The following is a 25,744-nucleotide window of genomic DNA, read 5'->3' on the forward strand; positions in this document are numbered from 1 at the left end:
AACGCTCGCCTTCATGTTCGATGTCCGTCCCGTCGCCTATGTGATTGGCCTGTTGGTCGCCTGTCTGGGCGGCACCATGCTGCTGCCGCTTGTGGTCGATCTGGCCGAGGGGCGCGGCGAATGGCCTGTCTTTCTCGAAAGCGCCTCGATCACGATACTGGCGGGCGGGTTGACCGCACTGTCCTGTGCCAATGCGGTCAAGGAGGGGCTGAGCCTTCAGCAAACCTTTTTGCTGACAACCGGGGTCTGGGTCGCGCTGCCGGTCTTCGGCGCGCTGCCCTTTGTTCTGGGGGCCACCGACGCCAGCTATACCGATGCCTTTTTCGAGGCGATGTCCGGGCTGACCACCACCGGCTCCACCGTGTTTACCGGCCTCGACGGGCTGCCCAAGGGGCTGCTGCTCTGGCGCGGGTTGCTGCAATGGCTGGGCGGGATCGGCATTATCGTCGTCGCCATGGTGTTCCTGCCCGAATTGCGGGTTGGCGGGATGCAGATTTTCCGCTCCGAGGCTTTTGACACCATGGGCAAGATCCTTCCGCGCGCGACGCAGATCTCGGCCTCGATCTCGTCGATCTATATTTCGCTGACCCTGTTCTGCACGATCTTCTATCTGTTGTGCGGGTTGAATCCCTTCGACGCGACGGTGCACGCCATGACCACCGTGTCCACCGGCGGGTTTGCCAACTACGACGCCTCTTTCGCTACCTTCGCGGGACCGGCAGAATATGTCGCCACGGTCTTTATGGTGCTCGCGGCGCTGCCCTTTGTGCGCTACGTCCAGATGGTTGCGGGCCACCGGTTTGTGCTGTTTTCCGACAGTCAGGTCTTGACCTTCATCACGATCATCGGAGTGCTGGTCGTCGTCACCGCCATTGTCCTGCTGTCGATCTTTCCGCATCACCCCGAACAGGCGGTGCGCGAGGCGCTGTTCAACATCACCTCGATCATGACCGGCACGGGCTTTGCCAGCGTCAACTACATGACATGGGGGCCGTTCCTGATCGCCATGTTCTTCTTCATCGGGTTGATCGGCGGTTGCGCGGGATCAACCGCCTGTTCGGTCAAGATTTTCCGTTATCAACTGCTGTTCGCCTCGATCCGGGTCCAGTTGCGCCGCATCCGGGCACCGCATGGCGTTTTTGTCCCGCGCTACGAGGGGCGGCCGGTCGGTCCCGACGTCATGAGTTCGGTCATGAGCTTCTTTGTCTTCTTCGTCGTCACGCTGGGGGTGCTGTCGGTTGCGCTCAGCCTGACGGGGCTGGACTTTATCACCTCTGTTTCCGGGGCCGCGACGGCGATTGCCAATATCGGGCCGGGTCTGGGGGACAAGATCGGGCCGGCGGGCAATTTCGCCGATCTCAGCGACACGGCCAAGTGGATCCTGAGTTTCGCCATGCTGGCGGGGCGGTTGGAGCTGCTTGCCGTCTTTGCAATCTTCACTGTCGGCTTCTGGAGGGCCTGATGCAAAAACCCCTTGGCGCACAGATCAGCCATGCCCTGAAAGCCCGCGGGGTCGAGGTGATCTTTGGCATTCCCGGCGTCCATAACGTCGAGATGTACCGCGGCATCGAAGAGGCCGGGATCACCCACGTGCTTGCCCGTCATGAGCAGGGCGCCGGTTTCATGGCCGATGGGTATGCGCGCGCCTCGGGGCGTCCGGGCGTGTGCTACCTGATCACCGGGCCGGGCTTTGTGAACGCGATGACGGCGCTGGGACAGGCCTATTCCGACAGCGTGCCGGTGTTGGCGCTGGCCTCCTGTCTGGATGAGACAGCAGCGCGGCGCGGCCAGTTGCACCAGATGCGCGACCAGCGGGCGGCGGGTGCGACGGTCTGCGACTGGTCGGAAACCGCCGCTGATCCGGCGGCGGTCTATCGACTGATCGACCGCGCATTGGGCGAGTTCGCCAGCGCGCGGCCCCGGCCCAAGGCGCTGCATGTGCCGATTGCGGCCTTGGGTGCGCTGGCCGATCCGGCCCCGCAGCCACCTCTGCGCCCCGAGGTGCCGCATCTGACGCATGACCAGATCTACGCCGTGATCGACGCGCTGTCCGAGGCGGAAAAGCCTTTGTTCGTGTTTGGTGGCGGTGCCGTGGCGGGGGCCGGGCATGTGCCCGCGCTGTTGCAGCAGACCGGGGCGGCCAGCTTTGTGACCTATGCGGGCCGTGGCATTGTTCCGGCGGATCAGCCGCTGTTCTTTGGCGCGTTCCTTGCGCGGCCCGACAGCGCGCGGATCGCGGCGGAGGCGGATCTGGTTGTGGCGCTGGGGACAGAGCTGTCGGAGGTGGATCTGTGGCGCGATACGCTGGGCCACAAGGGGCGCATGATCCGGGTGGATCTGGACCCGGAGGTGCTGTCAGGTCTGCGGGCCGGGGACATGGGGTTCATCGGCGATGCGGCGGCCTTGATGAAGGCGCTGACCATCGCGATCCCGGCGCGCAACGATGACCGGCCTGCCTGTTGGGATGCGGGCCGTGTGGCCGAGACGCGCCGCCGCTGGCGGGGCGAGGTCATGGCCGAGCGTCCCGGCATCGTCGAGGTGGCCGAGGCGTTGCGGGCGGTCATGCCTGACGATGCGATGATCTATTCGGATATGACCCAGCTGGCCTATGGCGGCAAAGAGGTCTGGGACATGCCGCGCGCGGGGCATTGGCACCACCCGTCCGGCTTTGGCACGCTGGGCTATGCGCTGCCTGCGGCGATTGGCGGGGCGGTGGCGCGCAAGGGTCTGCCGACCTGTGCGATCATGGGCGACTATGGCCTGCAATATACCCTGCCAGAGCTGGGCACGGCGGTGGAATTGGGCCTGCCCTTGCCCATTCTGGTCTGGGACAATGGCTCTTTGGGGGAGATCCGCGACAGTATGGTGGCCAGCCAGATCGCCCCCAATGCGGTGGTGGCGAGGAACCCTGACTTTCTGGCCCTTGCGCGGGCCTATGGGGCCGCGGCGGTGGAGCCTGCGGATCTGAAGGGGCTTCAGGCGGCGCTGGTGGAGGCGTTTCAGGCGGAGGGGCCGACGGTGATCAGGATGACCCCGGCGCTTGTGTGATTTGGGGCTGTCCACGCGTGGACAGCTTTGCGCCTGAGTAAAATCAAGGGCTTACAGTGGCGTTTTTACGTTTTGGTAGGAATTGCCGCGCTTTGCGAGTGGGGTGGCGTGGGGCGTTTGCGCCTCTGTTGACGGGTGGGATGCCGGTTTGTACGAAAAGGCCCTTTGAATGCGTTGTCGACCGGGCCGACTTTAAATCTGAAAGCCATTGCGCCTCAGCCCACCCCCAAAACCTACACCACACAACGAAACAGGTCGGGCAGGGGCCCGACACCTGTGGTCAAATGCAGCAGACTTGCTCGCCAAGAGCAAAGGCGTATATACTGTCATATATACAAGGAGCCACGCCATGATCGAAACCAAGGTCCGAAAAGTTGGCAATTCTGCCGTGATGACTTTGACAAGCGAAATGCTCACCATCCTTGACGCCAAGGAGGGCGACACGCTGTTCGTCATGCGCGGTGACGACGGCAGTTTGAAGATCACGCCGCATGATCCTGCGGTTGCCGCCGCTCTGGCCGCCGCAGAGATCGTGATGGACGAAAACCGTGATCTTCTTCAGGCTCTTGCGTGAGCGAGCCGGTCTGGGTTCCGCTTGCCGCCGTCCTGGCCATCCATGATCGACAGATTGCCCGTCATGGGGGGGCGTCAGGCATGCGCGACCGTGCGCTTCTTGAGATGGGGTGCGCCCGTGCAATGAACCTTGCGGCCTATACCGATGCCAGTCTCGCGGACATCGCAGCGGCATATGCTTTCGGAATTGCCAAGGCGCATGCTTTTGTCGATGGCAACAAGCGCACAGCTTTTGTGACGTCGCTCACATTTTTGCGCCTGAACGGATATTCTTTCCGCCCTTCACCGGTCGAAGGAGTCAGGATGATGGAAGATCTGGCCACGGGACAGACCAGTGAGCCGCAGTTTTCCAATTGGCTTTCGTCCGGAATGAATTCGATCTGAAGCCTCTGACGTTGCAACAAAAAAGGCCGGGCAAATTGCCCGGCCTTTTCATTTCTGCGGTCTGGTTCGTCAGCCAATCTCGGCCAATCTTGCCAGCGCCTCTTTCAGCTTGGCCTCTTCGCCTTCGCGCAGGCGGAGGTTTTCTTGCGCTTCTTCGACCACCTCGGGCGGGGCGGATTCGGCGAATTTGGGGTTGTTCAACCGGCCTTTAAGTCCGCCGATTTCCTTGCCCAGCTTGCCAAGGGTCTTTTCCAGACGCGCCTTTTCCGCACCCACATCGATGATATCCGCCAGCGGCAGGCCGAAGGTGGCGTTGCCCACGGGGACGGTGACGCAGCCTTTGGGGAAGTCGGCGACCGCCTCCAGCCCCTCGATCCGGGCGAGGCGCTTGATCAGCACCTCATTGCGGTCCCACGCGGCCTGTTCGTCGGCGGTGATGCCCTTGACCAGCATCGGCACATAAAGGCCCGCGGGGACGTGCATTTGCGCGCGCGCCGACCGGACGCCTTCAATCAGGGCAATGACCCATGACATTTCGGCCTCGGCGGCCGGGTCGACCATTTCGGCGGCGGCATAGGTCGGCCAATCGGCGTGAACCAGCAGCTTGGGCCGCTGCCCCAGTGTGTCCCAGAGTTCCTCTGTGATGAAAGGCATGATCGGATGCAGCAGGATCAGGCATTGGTCCAGCACCCATGCCATTGTCTGGCGGGTTTCGGCGACGACGGCCGCATCCTGCGCGTCGAACAGCGGTTTGGCGAATTCCACGTACCAGTCGCAGACCTTGCCCCACGTGAAGGCATAAAGCGCGTTGGCCGCATCGTTGAAGCGGTATTCGGTCAGCGCCAGATCCACGGTTTCGCGCACGCGGGCGGTTTCACCCAGGATCCACTTGTTGACGGTTTGCGTGGCGTCCGGCGCTGTGGCGCGGGTTGTGTGGCCCTCGAACACGCCGTTCATCTCGGCAAAGCGGCAGGCGTTCCAGAGCTTTGTGCCGAAGTTGCGGTAACCGGCGATGCGGTCGACCGAGAGTTTCAGAACGCCGCCGATGGAGGCCATGGAAGCATTGGTGAAGCGCAGCGCATCGGCGCCGTATTCGTCCACGATCTCCAGCGGGTCGATGACGTTGCCGGTGGTTTTCGACATCTTCTTGCCCTTCTCGTCGCGGACAAGCTGGTGCAGGTAGACGGTGTGGAAGGGCACCTGATCGACAACGGCAAGCTGCATCATGATCATCCGCGCCACCCAGAAGAACAGGATGTCCTGTCCGGTGATCAGCACGGAGGTCGGGAAGAATCGTTTGAGTTCATCGGTTTGCTCGGGCCAGCCCAACGTGCCGATGGGCCAGAGGCCGGAGGAAAACCATGTGTCCAGCACGTCCGGGTCGCGGAACATGGGCAGTTGCGCGGGGCTGTCGGCGGTGCGAATGCGGCCTTCGGTGCGCAGGTGCATGTGGGCGCGGAGGTCCTCAAGCACCTCTGCCGCCTCTTGGGCGTTCTCGACGATGCGGAATTCGGTGCCCTCGGCGGAAATGGCGCGGGCCTTGTCCAGCGCGTCGGATTCGGTGGCGGCGCAGATCGGATACCAGTCCTCTTCGCCGGGGATGTACCAGACCGGGATCTGGTGGCCCCACCATAGCTGGCGTGAGATGCACCACGGTTCGATATTGTCGAGCCAGTTGTAGTACACCTTTTCGCCCGAGTCCGGCATGATCTTGATGTCGCCATTGCGGACGGCATCCAGCGCGGGGCCAACGATTTCAGAGGTTTCGACAAACCACTGGTCGGTGAGCATCGGTTCGATCACCACCTTGGAGCGGTCGCCGAAAGGCTGCATGATCGGTTTGGATTCGACCAGCGGGGCGGGGGTGACGGCGGGCGGTTCCTCGCCCTTTTTCAGCTTTTTCTGCGGGCCAAGGCGGGGGTCGTCCGAGGTCGTCATGACGGCCAGACCCTCGGAGGTGATCTCGGCGATGACCTTTTCGCGGGCCTCAAACCGGTCCAGCCCGCGCAGGTGGTCGGGGACGAGGTTGATGGCGTCGGCCTCGGCCTCTGTCAGGGTTTGTTTGCCTTGGGCCACTTTCATGGTGATCGCGGCGGCCTCGGCGTAGGGCGCGCCGTCGTCGCGCATCTGGGCGCGGGTGTCCATCAGGCGGTACATGGGGATGCCGCCGCGCTTGGCGACCTGGTAGTCGTTGAAGTCATGCGCGCCGGTGATCTTGACTGCGCCCGAGCCAAAGGTGGGGTCGGGGTATTCGTCGGTGATGATCGGGATCAGGCGGCGGTGCTCTTTCGGGCCGACCGGGATTTCGCAGAGTTGGCCAACGATCGAGGCATAGCGTTCGTCCGAAGGGTGCACCGCAACGGCACCATCGCCCAGCATGGTTTCGGGGCGGGTGGTTGCGATGGAGATGTAATCGCGTTCTTCGGAGAAGACGGTTTTGCCCTCTTCGTCCTTTTCCTCGTACATATAGGTGACGCCGCCGGCGAGCGGGTATTTGAAGTGCCACATGTGGCCGGGGGTTTCGATGTTCTCGACCTCAAGGTCGGAAATCGCGGTCTCAAAATGCGGGTCCCAGTTGACCAGCCGTTTGCCGCGATAGATCAGCCCCTTGTCGAACATGTCGACAAAGACCTTGATGACGGCGTCGTGAAAGTTGGGGCTGTTTTCATGCCCCGTCTTCGGGTCACCCGGCGCGCCTGCCATGGTAAAGGCGTTGCGGTCCCAGTCGCAGGAACAGCCGAGGCGCTGCAGCTGGTTGATGATGGTGCCGCCGTATTGGCCCTTCCACTCCCAGACCTTGTCGAGGAAGTCCTGCCGGGTCAGGTCGGTGCGGCGCAGATTGCTTTCGGCTTTCAGCTTTTTCTCGACCTGAAGCTGGGTCGCGATGCCCGCGTGGTCCTGTCCGGGCTGCCAGAGCGTGTCAAACCCGCGCATCCGGTGCCAGCGGGTCAGGATGTCCTGAAGGGTGTTGTTGAAGGCATGGCCCACATGCAACGCGCCGGTGACGTTCGGCGGCGGGATCATGATGGTAAAGCTTTCGTCGCGCGAGCGGTTTGCCCCGGCGCGGAAGGCCCCTGTGTCCAGCCATTTGGCGGTGAGGCGCGGTTCGGCCTCGGCGGCGTTGAAACTCTTTTCCAGCGGCATCGGTCTCGTCCTCGTCCTTGTTGGCGGAGGGTCTACGACACGCGGGCGCGAAGGGGAAGAGGCGCGCGCCTCTGGCCGGGTGTCCGCGTGTGGTCAGGGCGGGCGGCCGGGGCGGCGCGCACAGAAAAAAAAACCCGCGATGCCAAGCATCGCGGGTTGAGTCAACGAGCGCCCCAGGGAGGAGGAGAGGGGCCTCGAACCGTAAAAGATGCGGCGGTGCCAGGGAGGAGGAGAGGCACCGCCGCGAATGTTTGGTCCCAGGGAGGAGGAGAGGGACCGCACATTGGGTGTCGGGTCGTCGGGACCCGGAAAGAGCGTGCGGCGGTGCCAGGGAGGAGGAGAGGCACCGCCGCGAATGTTTGGTCCCAGGGAGGAGGAGAGGGACCGCACATTGTGCGGCGGTGCCAGGGAGGAGGAGAGGCACCGCCGCGAATGTTTGGTCCCAGGGAGGAGGAGAGGGACCGCACATTGGGTGTCGGGTCGTCAGGACCCGGAAAGAGCGTGCGGCGATGCCAGGGAGGAGGAGAGGCGTCGCCGCGTGTGTTTGGTCCCAGGGAGGAGGAGAGGGACCGCACATTTCGGTTGGGTCATCGAGACCCGAATTTTAGGTGCGGCGACACCAGGGAGGAGGAGAGGTGCCGCCGCTGTGACTGCGGGTCAATTGGGAGGAGATCCCGCATTCTGCCGGGGCTTTCGCCCCTTTTGTTAGCGGCGCCGATCCTCATGGGAGGAGGAGAGGATCGGCACCAGTTCAGGCGGAGCAGGGAGGAGAACGCTCCGGCCTGTATCCTCAGATTTCGTTGGCCGCCTGCCAGGCGATGCGGCCGATCTCGCTGCGTGCCAGACCAAGATCCGCAAGATCCCGGTTGCTTAGTGCCGCCAGCTCACGATAGGTCTCGCGGAAGACTTTGCGGCGTGCGGAGCGCGCCTGAAGGGTCTCCATCAAGCTGGCAATACGTGCGCCCAAACCGCCGTGGGCTTTGGTGATGTTCGCAGTTGCAAGTGCCATTTTTTCGGTGCCTCAGTGTTTGTGTTCGCGTTTGTGTTCGTTTGCTTGCGCTAAACATGAGGCAAATGCTGCATGTGCACAATAGCCGGGGCGGCAATGCTGCTATGCAGAAATCGCATATGAATGATGTTCATTTTTTCCCGCAGCGCACTATGGATGCGCAGAATGAGGGATTTGGGTTGTGTTGCCGCTAGGTCATCGCCACCCGAAATGGCAAAGAAACGAGGAAGACTCATGTCTGACATCAAGACCGCCGTCGAAGCGGCGCTGACGCAGGTGGAATTGCCGGACGGCGGAAACCTGATTTCCAGGGATATGATTCGGGCGTTGCGGGTCGATCAGGGGGTTGTGCGGTTTGTCATCGAAGCGCCAAGCGCCGAGATGGCCCAGCATTTGGAGCCATTGCGGCAGGTGGCGGAGCGGGCGGCAGGCTCTGTCGCGGGAGTCCGTTCGGCCAGTGTAGTGCTCAGTGCGCCGACCGGGGGCAAGGCCCCGCCGCAGCTGAAGGTGGGCGGCCACGCCAAGCCGCAAGAGGGCGTGATGAAGCCCGCGGGCGTCAAGACGATCCTTGCCATTGGATCTGGCAAGGGCGGGGTGGGCAAATCCACCGTCTCGGCCAATCTGGCGGTGGCGCTGGCGCGGGCGGGCAAACGTGTGGGCCTGCTGGATGCGGATATTCACGGCCCCAGCCAGCCGCGCATGTTCGGCCTGACCGCCAAGCCCGCCAGCCCGGACGGCAAGACGATCATCCCGCTGGAGGCGCATGGCGTCACGGTGATGTCCATCGGGTCGATGCTGGCCGAGGACAAGGCGGTGGTCTGGCGCGGGCCGATGCTGATGGGGGCCTTGCAACAGATGATGATGCAGGTCGCGTGGGGCACCAAGGATGTGCTGATTGTCGACCTGCCGCCGGGCACCGGGGATGTGCAACTGTCGCTGTGCCAGAAATCCGAGGTGGCGGGGGCGATTGTGGTCTCGACCCCGCAGGATGTGGCGCTGCTGGACGCGCGCAAGGCTTTGGACGCTTTTGCGACGCTGAAGACCCCGGTGCTGGGGCTGATCGAGAACATGGCGGTGTTCACCTGTCCGCATTGCGGCAAGGACAGTCATATTTTCGGTCACGGTGGAGTGGTGGCGGAGGCCGGGAAGATGGGTCTGCCGCTGTTGGCGCAATTGCCGATTGATCTGGACACAAGGCTGGGTGGCGATGGTGGCAGGCCGATTGCGTTGGGGGACAGCGCGATGGCGCGGTCCTATGCGCAGCTGGCGGATCGGCTGATAAAGGGCGGGATCGTCTGAGCCCTGCCGGGCGGGATCGTCTGAGCCTTGCCGTTGCTGGCGCGCCTGCGGCGCGGGTTTGGGTATTTGGACAAAGAAGAAGCCGGGGCGGGGCGTGTTGGCCCGCCTTGGTGGGCGGTGTTTGTCAGGCCGCCTGTTGCAGGTGCAGGAACAGGTCGGTGATCAGGGCCGCCGGGTCGATATTGACGGCGCGGGCGTGGCGGGCGCGGTCGCCGGCCTTTTGTGACACCTCGGCCCAGCGGCGGCCGGCGGCCGGATCGGGGGCGAGGCGTGTCAGCATATCGCCTTCGCCTCGCAGGATTTCCAGCGGCGGGTGGCCGGTGACGCCGGTGCGGGCGAGGCGGGCGGCCAGTTGGTCGGCCAGCGTCAGCACCAGATCCAGCCGCGGCTCCTTGCCCTTGCCCGCGCAGCTGTCGGCCAGCGACAGCAGGGCGGCGCGGTCGAGGGCGGGCAGGCCGGAGAGCAGTTTCAGGATTTCGCGGTAGAGCGCCAGCCCGTCTAGGGTGAGCAGGCGCAAAGCCGCGCCGACGGAGCCTTCGGCGAGGGTGGTCAGGGGGGCGACGTCATTGGCGGCGACCTCTGCCCCGGCCTGTGTCAGCGCCTCTGCCATGTCTTCGGGGCCCACGGGGGCAAGCCGCAGGGTGCGGCAGCGCGAGCGGATGGTGGGCAGCAGGCGCGCGGGCTGGTGGCTGAGCAGCAGCAGGGTGGTGCGGGCGGGAGGTTCTTCGAGCATTTTCAGCAGGGCGTTGGCGGCCTGATTGGTCATCTCGTCGGCGCTGTCGACAATCACCACGCGGCGTCCGCCGTCCGCCGCCGAGAGGCCGAAAAAGGCGTGCAGTTTGCGGATTTCGTCGACGCGGATGGTATCGGAGAAGCGGCCCTCTTTCAGCGCCTTGTCGCGTTCGGTGTCGGTGGACCCGGCGCCGCCCCGGCGCAGCAAGAACAGGCCCGGTTCCGACAGGGCGCGCATGCGGCGGGCGACCGGGTGGTCCGGGTCGACGTGCAGGTCTTGCGGGGGGGGCGGCGCGCCGAAAAGGCCGTCGTCCTGGGCCATGGGTGTCGCCAGAAGAAAGCGCGCGATTTCCCACGCGAGAGTCGCCTTGCCGGTGCCGCGCGGGCCGGTGAGCAGCCAGCCGTGGTGCAGGCGGCCCGAGGTGAAGGCGGTCAGAAAGGTTTGTTCCGCCTGTGTCTGTCCGATCACGCGGGCGGTTTCGCGCGGGTGCGGCGCGCCACTCAGGCGGTCCGGTTCGGGAAGCTCGGCGGGGTCGCTCATGCCGGGCACACCGGCAGATGCGGGGTGACGGTGGTCAGGATGTCGGCGGCCACGGTGTCGGCGGCCCGGTTGCCGTCGATCACGCGGAAGCGGTTCGGGTGATCCTGTGCCAGAGCCAGAAAGCCGTCGCGCATCTGTTGTTGCAGGGCGAGACCGAAATCCTCGAACCGTTCTTCGGCGGTGGCGCGGGCCTTGGCGCGCGCCAGTCCCGCCTCGGCGGGCATGTCCACCAGCAGGGTCAGGTCCGGCTCTATCCCGATCATCAGCGCGTGCAGGGCATCGACCTTGGCGCGCAGACCGCCGCGGCCCTGATACATGCGCGTCGAGTCGGCGAAGCGGTCGCAGATCACCACCCGGCCCGCGTCCAGCGCCGGGCGGATGACCCGTTCAAGGTGGTCGCGGCGGGCGGCGGTGAACAGCAGCAGTTCGGTTTCGGCGGACCAGCGGTCCGGGTCGCCTTGCAGGACCAGCGCACGGATTTCCTCGGCCCCCGGACTGCCGCCGGGTTCGCGGGTCAGCAGGGCGTCGTGGCCGCTGTCGCGCAGGGTTTCGAACAGGCGGCGGGCCTGTGTGGATTTGCCCGATCCGTCGATGCCCTCGAAGCTGATGAAAAGGCCGGGCGAGGGCCTGTTCGCCTCACTCACATCGCGTCCCCGGCGTCTTCGGAAAAGCGTTTGATGAGCAGGCCGCTGACGGTCATGATCCGATCCACAAAGCCGCCTGCGTCCACCTTGTCGGCGGCGACCAGCGGCACGCGGGTTTCTGGCAGGCCGTCGGGCTGAATGATCAGTTCGGCCAGTTTCTGGCCCTTGGTCACCGGTGCCTCGATCGGGCCGGTATAGACCACCTCGGCCTTGATGCCGCCCGCCGTCATGGTGGGCAGCAGCAGGGTTACGTCCTTTTCGGCGACCAGATGCACCTCATCGGCGGAGCCCATCCAGACCTCGGCGGTGGCGACGCTTTTGCCCTTGGTCACCACGGTCTGTTCGGCGAACTGGCGGAAGGCCCAGTTGACGATGGATTCCGCCTCTTCGGCGCGGGCGCGGGTGCTGTCCAGCCCGGTGATGGCGAAAACCACGCGGCGGCTGCCGTTGGTGGCGCTGCCGACAAGGCCATAACCGGCCTCTTGGGTATGGCCGGTTTTCAGCCCGTCCGCGCCGATGCCAAGCCCCAGCAGCGGGTTGCGGTTGTTGACGTTCGAGGGCGCGCGGCCATCGAATTCAAAGCGCCGTTCCGAGAACATCGGGTAAAATTCGGGGAAATCGGTGATGATGCGATTGGCCAGCAGGACCAGATCGCGCATCGACATGGCGTGGCCCTGCGCGGGCCAGCCCGAGGCGTTCTTGAAGGTCGAGGAGGTCATGCCAAGTTGCTGCGCGCGCTGGGTCATGAGATGGGCAAAGCCGCCTTCGGTGCCATCGGGCGACAGCGCCTCGGCCAGCACAACGCAGGCGTCGTTGCCCGACAGAACGATGACGCCGCGCAGCAGATCCTCGACCTTGATCCGGTCGGTGGTGTCGAGAAACATGGTGGAGCCGCCAAAGGACATGGCATGGGCCGAGACGGGCAACCGTTCGTCCCGTTGCAGACGCCCGTCGCGGAGCGCCTCGAACGCGATGTAGAGCGTCATCAGCTTGGACATGGAGGCCGGTGGCAGCGCCTCATCGGCATTTTTGGCCAGAAGGACCGTGCCGGTGGTCTGGTCCAGCACAAAGGCCGCACGGGCGCGGGTGTCAAAAGCCAGCGCCGCCGAAGCGGTCAGCGCAAGAAAGGCGGCACCCAAAAGGAGGCGGCGTGGGATGAAGCTCATTTCGAGTCTCCGGTCTGCTCGGTTGCTGCGGATTACACCATGAAGTGCGGTCGGTTGCCAGCCCGTCCCGGCCTTTGGGGCGGCGAAATGGTGCCGCCGGGGGGTGGTCGGGCCCGGTCCGGGCCGGCGGGATCAGGGTGCGGCGGTCAGGAAACGGCTGCTCATCCAGCCGGTGACTCCCTCGGGGGTGCGGACCAGCCACCAGATCATATTGGTGAAGCTGCATTGCCGGACGCGGTCCGCCAAGTCGGGCGCGATATATCCGGCCTTGGCGGGGTTGCAGGTCTGGGCACAGGCGTCCGACAGGACCATTGTCGCGCTCAGGCTGTGGTTGACAGGCGTGACGCGGGTGCCTTTGGGAACCTCCATTACCACGGGTTTGTCAAAGCCGGGGCCGGCGCGCAGGTTGGAAAACGCGGCGACGTAGTTGACCTTGTACCCGGCGACCCGTGGCGCGCAGGAGTAGCCGGGGTCGCGGTCAAAGGTGGGGTGTGACGCGGGCGCGGCAAGCTGCGCAAGCGGGCTATCCGCAGGCGAGGCCAGTACCGGGGGCAGTTCCCGCCACGCCCACGAATCCTGTTCGGCCAAGCGGCGAAGGTGGTCGGGGCTGGGTGGTTGTGGATTGGAGTAGTGGCCAAGGTCAGACCCCATGTCCGGCAGGTACTGCACGGACAGCGGCGGCGGGTATCCAACCGCATCGTTTGCATCCCACCTCAGCAGGCAGGCGTCGTATTTCAGCGTGCCCTCGCCGGTGCTCAGGAGAACATAGGCGGTGGTCTGGACGGGTCCGGCGGTGGCGGGAACGTCGATGGTCCAGTCGTCCTGAAAGTGAAAGACGCCGTAGCCATCGGCGTAGCTGGCCGGGTCGATTTCGGGATAGGTCTGGTAGCAGATCCTGCGAACCGTTTCATCCGGGATGCGCGCGGGCAGGGGCCCGACGCCGGTCACGTCCACCCCCAGCTCAAGCACCCGAAAGCCGGTGTCGATATAGTAGAAACCGCCGTCATCGACGTCAAAGAACGACAGGGCGAATTTTCGGGTGATCCGCAGGTCATCGAGACGGGCAAAGATCAAGGCGGTGGCGCGAACGGCGGTGTCAAAGGCAGAGTGGATCAGGGCGTCTGAAAACTGTCGGCTGGAGGTGTCCAGTTGCGGGCGGTGAAAGCCCAGAACCGCGCGCGCGTGGATGCTGCGGCCCCGGTGCGGGATCAACCCGTCCTCGACCGAGAAAAACGTCCCGCCCAGAAAGGCCAGCGCGCAGGCGCTGAGGCAGCGGTCACCCGCCGCCACATGAGACCGGATTCCGGTGCCGCGCAGGTAGGCGGCGATTTCCAGCCCTTCGAGCAGGCTGCCGCCGGGGCTGTTCAGGCACAGGGTGATCGGGCTGCCGGTGTGGTCGAACAGGTCGTCGCTGCGGGGGATCACCTGTGTCAGCCTGTCGCGGTCGCCGTCGCTGATCTGCCCGGACAGCATGACATTGCAGCCTTCGGGATGGGTGTTCAGCACCTCGAATTCCGCCGCCTCGGCGGGGGGTGTCAGCAGGGTCAGGGCGGATGCGAGAAGGGGCCACAGGCGCGGGCGGAGGAGGCCGGGAAACGTGGACATTTCGGAGCGTGTTTCCGGTGTCGGTGGGCGTCTGCAGAGGCCGGGGTCACTCTTATTGATCCCGGCCTCGGTGGCGTATCAGGTCAGGGTTGGCGGCGGTCAGTCCGTCACGGCATAGGCGTCGGTAAAGCCGTTGCCCTTGATGGTTTTCAGCAGGGTCGCCATTTCGGCCTTGGACTGGGCCGGTCCGACAACAACGCGCCAGAAGGTCTTGCCCTTCGAGGAATGGGTTTTGATCGTCGGCACCATGCCCGCCTGCCGCATCGAAGTGGCGGTGTTCTTGGCGTTCTGTTCGACGCTGAAGATGCCGATCTGGATAAAGGGTTTGCCCAGTTTCGACGCATCCGCGGCGGGTTTGGCCGGCGCTGCCGCGGGTTTTGCAACCGCTTCGGGGCGGGGCTTGGGCGGCGTCGGGGTGGCCCCGTCGATGGCTGCGGCGGCCCCGTCGAGGACCGGGTCCAGCGCCGTGGCGCTGACGTCCGGGGCAGGGGGCACCGCGCCGGGTGTCAGGGCCGTGGTGTCGGCCAGAGGGTCCGCCCCCTCCGGTTCGGGGGCTTCTTCGCGGCGCAGGGCCACCACGTCCAGATTGGTCGGCTGACCGGCCAGAAGGCCAAGCGCGGCGGCGGCGTCAGACGACACTTGCAGGCGCGGCCCCGGCGTTTCGCGTTCCTTGCGGAACAGCGCGCCGATCACGAACTTGCCGTTTTGCTGGTTGCGGATGATGACGCGCTCGGGGTCCTTGGCGTCGGGATGTGCCACCCAGACGCCGCCCAGCGAGGGGCGTCCGTCCCACAGGCCCGCTTCTTTCGCCTCAAAGACCTCGGGCGCTTCGACGTCGCGCGGGGTGCCGCGTGTGTCCGAGGTGCTGGCCCGCGCGACAACGTCTTCGCCGCCGGTCTTGGGTTTGAGGAACCCCGGCATCTGGCCGTCGGCACAGCCCGAAGCCAATAGCAGGGCGATGCCCGCTGTGGACAGACGAATCGTCCGCGAAGGATGGAAGAAGATACCGCTCATGTCTTGCCTCTTGCCCTTTTGGCGTCTCGGGCGAACCCGGACGAGCGCCGGGTTTTCCCGGTCGCGCACTGCCTCATGAGGGCTCTGATGGCCCTTTTGATGGGAAAGATACCCTGTCAGGTGTCACATGGAAAGCCTGCAATGTATCCTTGCGCGGATTTTCGGTTGAGTACTTTCAGAATCGCGCGGGTGGGGGTAACGGTGTGCGCCACGGAGGTTTGGCAGAGTGGTCGAATGCACCGGTCTTGAAAACCGGCGAGGTGAAAGCCTCCCAGGGTTCGAATCCCTGAGCCTCCGCCAACCTGTCCGCGCGTTATCGGAATTGAGTGCCGAAAAACCGGGCTTTTTGCCGGATTGACCGTCAACTCAATAGGTCTGGGGCAGCGGTTTGGTTCGACCTCCATGGGGGGCTGGCGGGGGCCAGCGGCAGGGCACAATTTCAGTCCAGCGCCTTTTCGATGGCCTGAATCAGGACGCTTCTCCCGATCGGCTTCATCAGTCGGATGTCTTCGGGGCGCAGACCGTTTCCGTGAACGGTCGCTTCGCTGGCGTAGCCGGACATGAAGATCACCTTCAGCTCGGGGCGCTGGGCGCGCAAGGTTTTTGCAAGGGTCGTGCCTTGCAGGGCGCCGGGCATTACAATGTCGGTGAGGAGGAGGTCGAAATGCGGGTCGGCCTCGAATATGTCGCGCGCAAGGTCCCCGGAACTTGCGGTTCGGATGTCGTATCCGGCTTTGATGAGGGTGGATTCCAGCACCGCAAGCACCCCGGTGTCATCCTCGACCACAAGTATCCGGGCGAGTCCGCGCGAGACCGGCAATACCACTTCCGGATCGACAGGTTTCGAGACGTCAGAGGTCAGGGCCTTGAAATAGAGTTTGAACGTGGTTCCCACGCCCGGTTCCGAATAGACCCGGACGCTGCCACCGGATTGCTTCATGAAACCCAAGATCATGGAAAGGCCAAGCCCGGACCCGGAACCGGGCGGCTTGGTGGTGAAGAACGGTTCAAAGATATCTTCCAGACGATCCTCCGGAATACCTTCTCCATTGTCGCTGACCGCCAGCATGACATAACGGCCCGGTTCCATGTCCTCAAACCGACTTTCTATATAGTCTTCGTCAATTCGCACATTGGACGTTTCAATCGTCATCTTTCCGCCTTTGGGCATCGCGTCGCGGGCATTGAGGACAAGGTTCAGAAACGCGCTTTCCGTCGAGCTGGCATCGGCCTCTATTTTCCACAGCCCGGCCAGAAGTGACGTTTCGACGGAAATATTCGCCGGAAGGGTTCTGCCGATCCAGTTCTTTGCTTTTCCCGCCAGATCGTTGAGATCCAGCACTTCCGAGTTCAATCTGGATTTTCTTGCGAATGCCAGCATGTTTCTGGTCAAATCGGCACCACGTCGCACCGCTCCAATTCCGGAGTCTATCAGACTGATTTGCTCTGGTATGTCAATTTCGTCCCGCAATAGTTCCAGGTTGCCCAGAATGACAGCCAGCAAATTGTTGAAGTCATGTGCAATGCCGCCGGTCAATTTGCCAATTGCCTCAAGCCTTTGGCCATGCGCAAGGGCCTCTTGGGCTGCATGTTTTTCGGTGGCATCAATCATGATGCCTTCCAGTTCGATTTGTCCGTCCTGGGTCTTGACCGGCCTTCCGCGATCGGAAACCCATTTTTCGGAACCGTCCCGCAGGATTACCGGATATTCTATGGCGTAGGGTTGATTGTGGATGACGGCGCGGCGGAGCGCCTTGTCAATTCGGTGGCGGTCCGCCTCGTCGATATTCAACGTCGGATAGCTCTGACCTTTCGGCCATCCGGTTGATGGCACCTCCGGGTCGACAAAGAGATTGAGATAACCGCTGCTGTGATACACACTTGTGAAGTTTTGATCGTATTTAACCCGGTAAGCGGCACCGGATATATTATCAATGATGCTTTTCAGCCGGTCCTCCTGCGCTTTCAACCGGTCTTGCAGGTTGGCCTTGTCGGTAATATCAAGCAGAACTCCCGATATCGCAATGAGTCTGCCGCTGGAATTGAATATGGGCTCTGTTGTTTCATGCAAGGTGCGGACGGTCCCATCGTCGAGGACGACCCGAACAATAATGTCATATCCAACTTTGTTCCTGGTCGCTTTTGCCGATGCCTCTGCGTACATTTCCCGGTCATCCGGATGATACCAGTTCAGATCCTCGTCCCAGGAGGAAGACCGTCTGAGAAATTCTTCGACCGAAACGCCAAATATTTCCGCAAGCTCTGGCGAGCAATAGGTGCATTTTTCATCTATCTTGTCCCAGATCCAACTGGCAAGTTTTGCCAGCCGGGCTGCGTTCTTGTATTTCTGTTCGCTGGCGGCGAGGTCCTGTTCATGTTGTACGCGTTGCGTGACATCCTTGGCTGTGCCCCAGTATCCACAAAAGGTGCCATCGTCGTCGAATGTCGGCACCCCGGCGATTTCCGCGAAATGGAGATTTCCTTCCGAGTCCATCGCCGACACCACGAAATCGAATATCCGTTTCCGGTCGGTGACGCGTTTTTTCAGGCCGTCCCATGTCCCCGCCAGGGGAGTCAGGATTGGAACCTCCCATAACTTGTGGCCAATATAGTCGGCAGGCATTTGCCCGTCCAACGCGCGACTCCCGTGAAGCCTCTCGAACCTGAATGAGGTATCGGTCTCCCAGAACCAATCGGTTGCGAGATCGGTATAAAGCTTCAGGCGGTCCTCAAGAGCGCGCGCGGCTTTTTCCGCGATGACGCGTTCATTGTGCTCAATCGTGAGCGAAATCAGGCCCGCAACGGCGGTGGCAAAGTTGATTTCTTCGGTGGTCCATTGTCTTGGCTGGCCGGTGTCTTCGATGCAAACGACCCCGGCCAATCCGCCGAAGGTTCGAAGGGGGCAATCCAGCAAGGCGCGCACATTTGTGTTTGGCAGGTAGTCTTGGGCCAATTCGGCGCAGCGCGGATCGGTCAGGGCGTCATTTATGACGATGACCAAATCCTGAACAACCGCCTTGAGATATGTGCCCGCGTTCTCGGCGGTCAGATCGCCCCCCGGTTCGGTGACACCGCTTTCGCGGTCCCACATCAGTTTGCCTCTGAGAGAGTCGTTCGCCTCATTCAAAAGCCAGATACCGACGCGGGGCGCATCCAGGGCGTTTGACATAGTCTGGCAGAAGAACAAGAGCGCCTCTTCGAAGCCGAGGTCGCTGAATGCCCGTTTCGACAGCAAGTCCCGAAGAATCTGGTCAAAGCCGGAGTCGGTCGCGGATGGGTCTTGGGGCATTGCCTGGTATCTCGCTGCGCGTCTGTGGAACCCTTCATTGCAAAAGTGGGTCGCGCTGTCGCGCAAAAACTGGTTTTTTGCGCTGTGTCCAATGGCTGTTATGCCGGGAAAGAGGCTGATCCTGGCCGCGCAAGGGGGGCATGCGCCTAGGTGCAGTTGTCCTGATGGCCGTTCAGAACGGCGGTCAGGTTGTCGCTGAGTTCATCGCAGAGATAGCCGCCCTCCTGCACATAGAGGCAAGGCAGGTTCAGCCCGGCAATCGCCGCGCCGATCCTGCCGAACCCGCCGGTGGTGACAGCCAGTCCCTTGAACGGATCGTCGATGAAGGCATCCAGCCCCAGCGCGACGACAACCACATCCGCGCCAAAGCTCTGGATGCGCCGAAGCGCCACGCCCAGCGTCGCCAGATAGGCATCGTCCGCCGTACCACGCGGCAATGGCAGGTTCAGGTTATAGCCCAGCCCCGGACCGGTGCCGCGCTCATGGGCCTGCCCCCAGAAGAAGGGATAGAACCGTTCCGGGTCCGCATGGATCGACACGGTCAGCACGTCGCTGCGGTCATAGAAAATGCCCTGCGTGCCGTTGCCGTGATGCACGTCCACGTCCAGAATGGCGGGGCGCAGGCCGCGTGCGCGCAGCCGCTCTGCCGCGATGCCCGAATTGTTCAGAAAGCAAAAACCGCCCGCCAGATCGCCAAAGGCATGATGGCCGGGTGGGCGTGACAGGACGTAGGCGGACGACTCACCGCCAAGGATCAGATCGGCCCCGGTGATGGCGCTTTGCGCGGACCAATAGGCCGCCTGCCACGTCCCGGCGGCAATCGGGCAGGCGGTGTCGGCCTGATGATAGCCCGCCTGCCCAACGGCGGATTTGGGGTAGCTGTCAGAGCGGTTGGCGGGGTGGATGTTGGGAATGACCTCTTCGCCCGCACCCTCGATCCGTCGCCAGCGGGTGTGGATGTTTTCCAGAAAGGTCAGGTACTCGGGCGAATGCAGCGCGGCAATCGGTCCAAGGCCCGCGTCGTTCGGGGCCTCGACACTACACCCGGCGGCCCGCGCGCCGCTCAGCAGCCGGTCGATCCGTTCGGCCTGTTCCGGGTTGGGCCGGATCGCGCCATTGGCCATGAAATGGCGCGGCTGGTGTTTCCACTGGCGGTCGTCGAAGATGGCTTTCATGTCGGTTCTTTCAAAGGTTTGTGGGCAGGTCGCGACAGGGGGCGGCCTGGTCTCTTAGATCGCGGTACGGTCCGCGCCTTTGAGGTGCAGCATCTCGCGCGCCTCGTCCGCCGTGGCGACGGTGCGGCCCAGATCCTCGACGATGCGGCGGATCTTGGCCACCTGTTCGGCGTTGTTCTTCGCCAGCACCCCGCGTGAAATCATCAGGCTGTCCTCCAGCCCGACCCGGACGTGCCCGCCCAGAATGGCGGCCATCGTGACCAGCGGCATCTGGTGGCGCCCCGCCGCCAGAACGGAAAAGGTGTAGCTGTCGCCAAACAGCTTGTCGGCGATCATCTTCATATGAGTCAGGTTTTCCGGGTCGGTCCCCATGCCGCCCAGCACGCCAAAGACAAACTGGATAAACAGCGGGCCGCGCACCAGTCCGCGATCCACAAAGTGTTTCAGCATGTAGAGATGGCTGAGATCGTAACACTCGAACTCGAACCGCGCGCCGCGTTTTTCGCCAAGCTCTTGCAGGATATAGGCCATGTCGCGGGGAGTGTTTTTGAACACCAGATCCTCGGAGTCTTCCAGAAACGGCTTTTCCCAGTCGAATTTCCACTCGGTGATCTTGTCGACCGCCGGGAAGAGGGCAAAGTTCATTGTCCCCATGTTCAGCGAACACATTTCCGGTTCGGCCTGTTTCGGCGCGGCCAGCCGGTCGTCGAGTGTCATCGTCGCGCTGCCGCCGGTCGAGATGTTCAGCACCGCGTCGCAGCGCTGTTTGATCTGCGGCAGAAAGGCCATGAAATGCGCGGGGTCGGCCGAAGGGCGGCCATTCTCCGGGTCGCGGGCGTGCAGGTGCAGGATCGTGGCCCCGGCGTCGGCGGCGCCGATTGCGTTGTCGGTGATCTGTTGTGCCGTAATCGGCAGGTGGGGCGACATGGACGGGGTGTGGATCGACCCGGTGATGGCGCAGGTGATGATGATCTTGGACATGAGTGTTCCTTATGCCGCGCCGGAAAATTGCGGGATTTCCGCCATGTAGATGGCAAGCGACCGGTCCAGCCGGTCCGTGATGTCGTCAAGCTGCGCCTCATCGACGATCATTGGCGGGCAAACAAGGAAATGATCGCCGGAGGTGCCGCCACGGGTGCGCCGCGAATAGATGATCAACCCGTTGTCATAGGCGATATCGACCAGCCGCGCGTGTGCGTTCAGGTTGGCGGGCAGGGGGGCCTTGGAGGCGCGGTCGGCCATCAACTCAAACGCCATCAGCAAACCTTTACCACGGACGTCGCCAATCAGCGGATAGCGCTGCATCAGCCCGTTGAGGCGCTGAGCCAGCGCGTCGCCCATTCGGGCGGCGTTGCCGGTCAGGTCGTTGTCTGCGATCTGGTCCAGCACCGCGCATCCCGCCGCGCAGGCCAGCGGGTTGCCCGCGTAGGTGAAGCCGTGGATGAACCCGCCCGCACCCATCACCGCCTCGACGATATCGTCGCGCGCGATCATCGCGCCCAAGGGCACATAGCCACCGCCGAACCCCTTGGAGAGTGAAATCAGGTCCGGCGTCACATCCCAGTGTTCGGCCCCGAAAAAGCGCCCTGTGCGCCCGCCGCCGGTCATGACCTCATCGTGGATCAGCAGCACGCCGTATTGCGTGCAGATGTCGCGGATGCGCTGCATGTAACCGGTAGGGGGCACCAGCGCGCCGGTGGAGGCGCCGCCGACCGGCTCGACGATAAAGGCCAGCACGGTTTCGGGGCCTTCCTCAAGGATCTTGGCCTCCAGCATGTTGGCATAGTGCTGCCCGGTGGCAGGGTCCGTCGGGTCCAGCCCGTCCAGATAGGCGCGCGGGGCGGGCACCTTGGGCATCCGCATCATCATCGGGTCAAAGGGCGCGGTCATCGGCGCATAGCCGGTGATTGCCAGCGCGCCGAGTGTGCAGCCATGATAGCTGGGATAGCGCGAGATCACCTTGAACCGCTGCGGCTGGCCTTGGGTCAGCGCATACTGACGGGCCATTTTCAGCGTGCTTTCCACCGCCTCTGACCCGCCGGAGACAAAGAACACCTTGTTCAGCCCGTCAGGGGCCAAAGCCGCTGTTTTGGCGGCCAGTTGTTCAGAGCTGTCGGTCTGGAAATGCAGCCGGTAGCCAAAGGTGGATTTGTCCATCTGTGCGCGCATCGCGTCCAGCACGGCGGGGTTGGAATGGCCGATATTGCTGACCATCGCGCCGCTGGAGCCGTCGATATAGCGCTTGCCGTCGGTGTCCCACATATAGATGCCGTCCGCCCGGTCGAGCGTGGGGCGCGGCGATTTGGTCTGGTAGAACAGGTTGGTCATCCGGGCCACGCTTTCAGCGACTGAGGTGCTTGCGTAGGAAATTCCGCGTGCGTTCGTTTTCGGGGGCTTGGAAAATGACGGAGGGCGGGCCTTCTTCGACCACCACGCCGCGATCCATGAACAACACGCGGTCACAGACGGAGGCCGCGAAATCCATCTCGTGCGTGACGATGATCATGGTCATGTGCTCTTCGGCGAGTTGCTTCATCACAAGGTTGACCTCTTCGACCAGTTCCGGGTCCAGCGCCGAGGTCGCCTCATCGAACAGCATCACCTTGGGTTTCATCGCCAGTGCGCGGGCGATGGCGACGCGCTGTTTTTGGCCGCCCGACAGACGCGAGGGGTATTCGTCGATCTTTTCCGACAGGCCCACCTTGGCCAGTTGTTCCTCGGCCAACTTGTTGGCGTCCGCCTCTGACAGGCCTTTCAGCATCCGGGGGGCCAGCGTGATGTTGCCGCGCACCGTCAGATGCGGGAACAGGTTGAAGTGCTGGAACACCATGCCGATGTCCTGCCGCACCTGATTGACATGGGCCTCGTACTGGCGATGCGGCAGTTTCTTGTTGATCTGCACGTCTTCCAGCCAGACCTCGCCCGAGGTCAGCGGGTCCAACTCATTGATGGCGCGCAGCAGGGTCGATTTGCCAGAGCCGGAAGGCCCGATGATGGCGACGATCTGACCGCGGTGGACGGTCAGGTTGATGTCCTTGAGGACCTCAAGCGTGCCATAGCTTTTGGCGGCATTCTTGATGGTGACAAAGGCCTGATCGGTCATGAAGGGGTTCCTTTCTCAGCGCGAGGCGGCAATGCGGCGTTCCAGACGGCGCAATCCCGCCTCCAGCGCGAGGTTGACGATGTAATAACAAAAGGCAGCGGCGAGGTAGAACTCGAACGGGCGATAGGTGCGGCTGATGGCCTGCTGGGCGGCGAGCGTCAGTTCCATCACCCCGATCACCGACACCAATGCGGAATCCTTCAGCAGCGCGATCATGTTGTTGCCCATCGGCGGCACGACAGCGCGGACGGCCTGTGGGATTACGACCTTGCGCAGGGTCTGGCCGCGCGACAGGCCCAGCGTGCGCGCGCCCTCATACTGGCCCTTGTCCACCGCAAGGATCGACGCCTGTATCAGTTCCGAATTGTAGACCGCAAAGTGCAGGCCCAGCCCGATCACCCCGGCGACAAAGGCGGGCAGGTCGATGCCGATTTGGATCAGCCCGAAATAGATCAGGAACAGTTGCAACAGCAGCGGCGTGCCCATAAACAAAAAGGCAAAGCCCCGGAACGGCCAGCGCAGCGACCAGTGGCCATAGAGCGCGACAACCGCAAAGACGATGCCGCCGAAAAAGCTGAGCAGACCGGCGCAGACAGTAATCGCGACGGTCCATCCGGCCCCCATCAACAGCACGCCGAAAAAGCCGGGCACCACTGAGAAATCAAGTCCCATGGCGGGCTCCTGTCTTGTCAATCAAACCGCTCATGTGATGCGCGCCCGCCGGTCGAGCCAGTGAATGCCCTGACCCACCACATAGATGATCACCATGTAGAGCAGCCCGGACAGCAGGAACATTTCGAACGGTTTGTAGGTCGATCCGATAAAGCGTTGCGCGGTGTAGGTCAGTTCCACCACCGAAATGGGCGCGACCAGCGCGGTGCCCTTGATCAGCGCGTTGATGTTGACGCCAAGGGGGCGGATCATCAGGCGCGCGGCCTGCGGCAGGACCACTTTGCGCATGGTCTGCCATCGGCTGAGACCCAGCGTGCGGGCGGCTTCGGTCTGGCCCTTGTCGACGGAGACAATGGCACCACGAATGGTTTCGGTCATGTAAGCGCCGATATTGACCCCTAGTGCGATGGTGCCGGCGGCAAAGGAATCCAGCTGGATGCCCACCTGTGGACCTCCGAAATAGAGGATAAACACCTGAATCAGCGCGGGCGTGCCCCGGATGACGCTGACATAGGCCGCCGCGATCCAGCGAAAGACCGCCAGACGCGACAGCCGCGCCGCCGCGCCCAGTGCGCCACAGGTCAGGCCCAGAACAGCGGTCAGGACCGACAGCTGTATCGTCACCCATGCCGCTTCGAGGAAAAAGGGGTAGACCCGCAGGATCAGTTCCGTGTCCAAATCAGCCGCCTTTCAATGATGATCATGGCGCGGCAGAATGGGCAGCGCGCGGATTTCCCGGATCAGGGCGGTGGTTTCCTCGATCGCGGCGTCGAGGAATTTCTTGCCCGTCTCGGCATCGGCCACCGTCGGGTCGCCCATGGTGCCGTCGGGCGACACCTCGGACCACCAGCGCATCAGCATCGCGCCGCCGCCGCCGCCCGCCAGATCAAGGTTGAAGAACTTGCTGTCGGGGTTGTGCAGGTTCTGCGTGGTCGACTTTTCGATATGCACGCGGTCGGGGTGCAGGTGCATGTACATCGCGGCCTCGAACTCGCCGGCATGGGCGATGCCGCCGATGTCGGATTTGCGGACCTCGTTGATCCGCGCCGACATCAGGTTCCAGTACGAGGCAGAAACGCAGATGATGCCTGTCTCGATCACCGTCTTGCGCGCGGCAAGGTCAAGGCAGGGATGGTTCGACCCGTGTGAGTTCAACAGCAGGATGCGCCGGAACCCGTGGTGGGCCAGCGATTTGGTGATGTCGGTGACAAAGGCGATCAGTGTTTCGGGCTGAATCCAGATCACGCCGGGAAAGTCCTTGTGGTGTTCGTTGAACCCGTAGGGCACGGGCGGCATCACAAACACCTCATCGGGGGCGGCGCGTGCCACACCCTCTGCCACGGCCATGCCCAGCACCGTGTCGGTGTCCAGCGGCATGTGCGGGCCGTGATCCTCTGTCGCCGAGACGTTAAGGATGACCACACGATCCTTGTCGGCATCGCGCACGTCTTCCCATGTCAGATGGCCATAGGTGGTCGTTGTCATGTGGGCAGGTTCCGCAAGAGAAGGGGGCCTGCCGGGATTGTCCCGGCAGGCGTGGCAATTCAGCGGATGTCGCCGCCCACCCATTCGTTGGCGATGGCCAGATAGGTGCCGTCCGCCATCATCGAATCCAGCGCGGCCTGCATGGCGGCGGCCAGATCCGGGTTGCCCTCGCGGATGGCGATACCGGCCCCGATGGGTTCGGCGGCGGGATCGTTGATGATGGCCAGATCGTACTGTCCGGCCTTCATCGCCAGCATGACCGGGATGGAATCGTTCACGATGGCGTCGACCCGGCCATTGTTCAGTTCCAGCAGCAGTTCCGGCAGACCCTTGTAGGTGTTGATGTCATAGCCCTGATCGCGGGCCCATTGCTCATGCGTCTCACCCAGCGTCACGCCGACCTTGGCATCGTTCAGTTGTTCGACGGTGGTGATGTCAGAGCCTGCCTTGGTAAAGATCGCCCGCTTGGTGTTGTAGTAGGGGCCGACAAAATCAATCACCTTGTCGCGCTCTTCGGTGATCGACATGGAGCCGACGACCGCGTCGTATTTGCTGGCCAGCAGGCCGCCGATGATGCCGTCCCATGCGGTGGTGACGATCTTGACCTCCAGTCCCATGCGCTTGGCGATCTCGGTGCCGATGGCGGGGTCAAAGCCGACAACCTCGTTCTGTTCGTTGACAAAGTTGAACGGCGGATACTGCCCGCTCATGGCGATGCTCAGCACGCCGCGTTCCTTGATATCGGCCAGTTCATCGGCGCTGGCCGCCATCGGCGCAACGTTCAGACCCATCATGGCAACGGCTCCGGTCAGGACGCTGCGGCGCAGGATGTTCATCGATTTTTTCATGTCTGGTTCCCTG

At 63.1% G+C, this 25,744-nt stretch carries 21 protein-coding genes and 1 tRNA gene; 6 read left to right on the top strand and 16 right to left on the bottom strand.

Features of this window, described 5'->3' with window-relative positions:
- The first annotated feature begins 13 nt into the window (after positions 1–13).
- From ACN0S5_RS06575 to ACN0S5_RS06590, 4 genes are all read left to right on the top strand, one after another.
- Positions 14–1,462: a TrkH family potassium uptake protein gene (locus tag ACN0S5_RS06575; protein ID WP_417207150.1), complete on the top strand. Its 1,449-nt coding sequence runs from the start codon at positions 14–16 to the stop codon at positions 1,460–1,462.
- Entirely contained in the window at positions 1,462–3,048 is a 1,587-nt protein-coding gene (locus tag ACN0S5_RS06580) for a 5-guanidino-2-oxopentanoate decarboxylase (protein ID WP_417207152.1), read from the top strand. Before ACN0S5_RS06575 ends, ACN0S5_RS06580 begins: the two co-directional genes overlap by 1 nt.
- A gap of 349 nt (positions 3,049–3,397) precedes the next feature.
- A complete protein-coding gene (locus ACN0S5_RS06585) occupies positions 3,398–3,622 on the top strand; it encodes an AbrB/MazE/SpoVT family DNA-binding domain-containing protein (protein ID WP_417207155.1) in 225 nt (74 codons plus the stop codon).
- A complete protein-coding gene (locus tag ACN0S5_RS06590; RefSeq protein ID WP_417207157.1) occupies positions 3,619–4,005 on the top strand; it encodes a type II toxin-antitoxin system death-on-curing family toxin in 387 nt (128 codons plus the stop codon). Before ACN0S5_RS06585 ends, ACN0S5_RS06590 begins: the two co-directional genes overlap by 4 nt.
- 69 nt (positions 4,006–4,074) lie before the next feature.
- Here ACN0S5_RS06590 and ACN0S5_RS06595 read toward each other — a convergent pair whose 3' ends face one another.
- Together ACN0S5_RS06595 and ACN0S5_RS06600 are read right to left on the bottom strand one after the other, a co-directional pair.
- On the bottom strand, positions 4,075–7,149 hold the full coding sequence (locus ACN0S5_RS06595; RefSeq protein WP_417207160.1) for a valine--tRNA ligase: 3,075 nt from the start codon (positions 7,147–7,149) through the stop codon (positions 4,075–4,077).
- A 790-nt stretch (positions 7,150–7,939) separates the two neighbouring features.
- Complete coding sequence (locus tag ACN0S5_RS06600) at positions 7,940–8,158, bottom strand: DUF1127 domain-containing protein (RefSeq protein WP_417207162.1); 219 nt, start codon at positions 8,156–8,158, stop codon at positions 7,940–7,942.
- A gap of 234 nt (positions 8,159–8,392) precedes the next feature.
- Between ACN0S5_RS06600 and ACN0S5_RS06605 the strand changes: the two genes are divergently transcribed.
- Positions 8,393–9,457, top strand: coding sequence for an Mrp/NBP35 family ATP-binding protein (locus ACN0S5_RS06605; RefSeq protein WP_417207163.1), 1,065 nt, complete (start codon positions 8,393–8,395; stop codon positions 9,455–9,457).
- A 124-nt stretch (positions 9,458–9,581) separates the two neighbouring features.
- Here ACN0S5_RS06605 and ACN0S5_RS06610 read toward each other — a convergent pair whose 3' ends face one another.
- From ACN0S5_RS06610 to ACN0S5_RS06630, 5 genes are all read right to left on the bottom strand, one after another.
- The gene (locus ACN0S5_RS06610) at positions 9,582–10,730 is read right to left on the bottom strand and encodes a DNA polymerase III subunit delta' (protein WP_417207165.1); all 1,149 of its coding nucleotides are present in this window, start codon (positions 10,728–10,730) and stop codon (positions 9,582–9,584) included.
- Positions 10,727–11,374, bottom strand: coding sequence for a dTMP kinase (gene tmk / locus ACN0S5_RS06615; protein ID WP_417207167.1), 648 nt, complete (start codon positions 11,372–11,374; stop codon positions 10,727–10,729). Before tmk ends, ACN0S5_RS06610 begins: the two co-directional genes overlap by 4 nt.
- On the bottom strand, positions 11,371–12,540 hold the full coding sequence (locus ACN0S5_RS06620) for a D-alanyl-D-alanine carboxypeptidase family protein (RefSeq protein WP_417207169.1): 1,170 nt from the start codon (positions 12,538–12,540) through the stop codon (positions 11,371–11,373). The genes tmk and ACN0S5_RS06620 overlap by 4 nt, the downstream gene beginning before the upstream one ends.
- Before the next feature lie 132 nt (positions 12,541–12,672).
- The gene (locus ACN0S5_RS06625; protein ID WP_417207171.1) at positions 12,673–14,145 is read right to left on the bottom strand and encodes a hypothetical protein; all 1,473 of its coding nucleotides are present in this window, start codon (positions 14,143–14,145) and stop codon (positions 12,673–12,675) included.
- Between the two features lie 99 nt (positions 14,146–14,244).
- On the bottom strand, positions 14,245–15,159 hold the full coding sequence (locus ACN0S5_RS06630; protein ID WP_417207173.1) for an SPOR domain-containing protein: 915 nt from the start codon (positions 15,157–15,159) through the stop codon (positions 14,245–14,247).
- A 212-nt stretch (positions 15,160–15,371) separates the two neighbouring features.
- Between ACN0S5_RS06630 and ACN0S5_RS06635 the strand changes: the two genes are divergently transcribed.
- Positions 15,372–15,459: transfer RNA gene (locus ACN0S5_RS06635), tRNA-Ser, on the top strand.
- A 139-nt stretch (positions 15,460–15,598) separates the two neighbouring features.
- Here ACN0S5_RS06635 and ACN0S5_RS06640 read toward each other — a convergent pair.
- The 9 genes from ACN0S5_RS06640 to ACN0S5_RS06680 form a co-directional block, all read right to left on the bottom strand.
- Positions 15,599–18,448: a PAS domain-containing protein gene (locus tag ACN0S5_RS06640; protein ID WP_417207175.1), complete on the bottom strand. Its 2,850-nt coding sequence runs from the start codon at positions 18,446–18,448 to the stop codon at positions 15,599–15,601.
- Positions 18,449–18,594: 146 nt separating this feature from the next.
- Positions 18,595–19,623, bottom strand: a complete 1,029-nt coding sequence (locus ACN0S5_RS06645) for a histone deacetylase family protein (RefSeq protein ID WP_417207177.1) — start codon at positions 19,621–19,623, stop codon at positions 18,595–18,597.
- 54 nt (positions 19,624–19,677) lie between these two features.
- A complete protein-coding gene (locus tag ACN0S5_RS06650) occupies positions 19,678–20,604 on the bottom strand; it encodes a 3-keto-5-aminohexanoate cleavage protein (protein WP_417207179.1) in 927 nt (308 codons plus the stop codon).
- 9 nt (positions 20,605–20,613) lie between these two features.
- A complete protein-coding gene (locus tag ACN0S5_RS06655; protein WP_417207182.1) occupies positions 20,614–21,951 on the bottom strand; it encodes an aspartate aminotransferase family protein in 1,338 nt (445 codons plus the stop codon).
- Between the two features lie 13 nt (positions 21,952–21,964).
- A complete protein-coding gene (locus tag ACN0S5_RS06660; protein WP_417207184.1) occupies positions 21,965–22,726 on the bottom strand; it encodes an amino acid ABC transporter ATP-binding protein in 762 nt (253 codons plus the stop codon).
- A gap of 15 nt (positions 22,727–22,741) precedes the next feature.
- Entirely contained in the window at positions 22,742–23,398 is a 657-nt protein-coding gene (locus tag ACN0S5_RS06665; protein ID WP_089280161.1) for an amino acid ABC transporter permease, read from the bottom strand.
- A gap of 30 nt (positions 23,399–23,428) precedes the next feature.
- On the bottom strand, positions 23,429–24,076 hold the full coding sequence (locus tag ACN0S5_RS06670; protein ID WP_417207186.1) for an amino acid ABC transporter permease: 648 nt from the start codon (positions 24,074–24,076) through the stop codon (positions 23,429–23,431).
- 12 nt (positions 24,077–24,088) lie between these two features.
- Positions 24,089–24,883, bottom strand: coding sequence for a creatininase family protein (locus ACN0S5_RS06675; RefSeq protein WP_417207187.1), 795 nt, complete (start codon positions 24,881–24,883; stop codon positions 24,089–24,091).
- Between the two features lie 59 nt (positions 24,884–24,942).
- Positions 24,943–25,731 carry a transporter substrate-binding domain-containing protein gene (locus ACN0S5_RS06680; protein WP_417207189.1) on the bottom strand — a complete coding sequence of 263 codons (789 nt, stop codon included), beginning with the start codon at positions 25,729–25,731 and terminating at the stop codon, positions 24,943–24,945.
- Between the last annotated feature and the right edge of the window lie 13 nt (positions 25,732–25,744).

The organism is Antarctobacter sp., from assembly GCF_048262615.1.
Classification (GTDB): domain Bacteria; phylum Pseudomonadota; class Alphaproteobacteria; order Rhodobacterales; family Rhodobacteraceae; genus Antarctobacter.

Bases quoted from the DNA above. Each gene is read 5' to 3' on its own strand.
- ACN0S5_RS06575 (WP_417207150.1), top strand. From the start codon at position 14: ATGTTCGATGTCCGTCCCGTCGCCTATGTGATTGGCCTGTTGGTCGCC.
- ACN0S5_RS06580 (WP_417207152.1), top strand. From the start codon at position 1,462: ATGCAAAAACCCCTTGGCGCACAGATCAGCCATGCCCTGAAAGCCCGC.
- ACN0S5_RS06585 (WP_417207155.1), top strand. From the start codon at position 3,398: ATGATCGAAACCAAGGTCCGAAAAGTTGGCAATTCTGCCGTGATGACT.
- ACN0S5_RS06595 (WP_417207160.1), bottom strand. From the start codon at position 7,149: ATGCCGCTGGAAAAGAGTTTCAACGCCGCCGAGGCCGAACCGCGCCTC.
- ACN0S5_RS06600 (WP_417207162.1), bottom strand. From the start codon at position 8,158: ATGGCACTTGCAACTGCGAACATCACCAAAGCCCACGGCGGTTTGGGC.
- ACN0S5_RS06605 (WP_417207163.1), top strand. From the start codon at position 8,393: ATGTCTGACATCAAGACCGCCGTCGAAGCGGCGCTGACGCAGGTGGAA.
- ACN0S5_RS06610 (WP_417207165.1), bottom strand. From the start codon at position 10,730: ATGAGCGACCCCGCCGAGCTTCCCGAACCGGACCGCCTGAGTGGCGCG.
- ACN0S5_RS06620 (WP_417207169.1), bottom strand. From the start codon at position 12,540: ATGAGCTTCATCCCACGCCGCCTCCTTTTGGGTGCCGCCTTTCTTGCG.
- ACN0S5_RS06625 (WP_417207171.1), bottom strand. From the start codon at position 14,145: ATGTCCACGTTTCCCGGCCTCCTCCGCCCGCGCCTGTGGCCCCTTCTC.
- ACN0S5_RS06630 (WP_417207173.1), bottom strand. From the start codon at position 15,159: ATGAGCGGTATCTTCTTCCATCCTTCGCGGACGATTCGTCTGTCCACA.
- ACN0S5_RS06640 (WP_417207175.1), bottom strand. From the start codon at position 18,448: ATGCCCCAAGACCCATCCGCGACCGACTCCGGCTTTGACCAGATTCTT.
- ACN0S5_RS06645 (WP_417207177.1), bottom strand. From the start codon at position 19,623: ATGAAAGCCATCTTCGACGACCGCCAGTGGAAACACCAGCCGCGCCAT.
- ACN0S5_RS06650 (WP_417207179.1), bottom strand. From the start codon at position 20,604: ATGTCCAAGATCATCATCACCTGCGCCATCACCGGGTCGATCCACACC.
- ACN0S5_RS06655 (WP_417207182.1), bottom strand. From the start codon at position 21,951: ATGACCAACCTGTTCTACCAGACCAAATCGCCGCGCCCCACGCTCGAC.
- ACN0S5_RS06660 (WP_417207184.1), bottom strand. From the start codon at position 22,726: ATGACCGATCAGGCCTTTGTCACCATCAAGAATGCCGCCAAAAGCTAT.
- ACN0S5_RS06665 (WP_089280161.1), bottom strand. From the start codon at position 23,398: ATGGGACTTGATTTCTCAGTGGTGCCCGGCTTTTTCGGCGTGCTGTTG.
- ACN0S5_RS06675 (WP_417207187.1), bottom strand. From the start codon at position 24,883: ATGACAACGACCACCTATGGCCATCTGACATGGGAAGACGTGCGCGAT.
- ACN0S5_RS06680 (WP_417207189.1), bottom strand. From the start codon at position 25,731: ATGAAAAAATCGATGAACATCCTGCGCCGCAGCGTCCTGACCGGAGCC.